At 62.8% G+C, this 333-nt stretch carries 1 protein-coding gene; it reads left to right on the top strand.

Features of this window, described 5'->3' with window-relative positions:
• Positions 1 to 133: 133 nt before the first annotated feature.
• A partial coding sequence (locus H6M51_RS24385) for a hypothetical protein (RefSeq protein WP_185812331.1) occupies positions 134 to 333 on the top strand: 200 nt, incomplete at its 3' end.

Here is a 333-nt window from a genome sequence, read left to right as displayed (position 1 = left end):
ACCGTACGGTTTCCAACGCTTCGTAATCCACGCGCCTTAAGAAGACGCACTCTTCGGCGGCCGACCCGGTTCCCCTCTCCCCCTTCCCCCAACCGGGTCGCCGCCAACCCAAACCCAGACAAGGAACACGACCATGAAGACCATCATCTCTGCAGCCCTCATCTCCATCGCCGCCGGCTCGGCCGCTTTCGCCGCCGTCCAGCCGATCCCGGGCTCGCTCACCTATGACAACGCCAACATCCAGCTGGAAAAGGCCCCCGCCGGTTCGACCTTCTTCCACACCTTCTCCAACGGTGACGGCCGCGACGTTCGCGAGATCTACAAGGTCAATGC

This window comes from Rhizobium sp. AQ_MP (genome assembly GCF_014237835.1).
Taxonomy (GTDB): Bacteria; Pseudomonadota; Alphaproteobacteria; order Rhizobiales; family Rhizobiaceae; genus Allorhizobium.
This window is presented reverse-complemented; position numbering and strand designations above follow the sequence as displayed.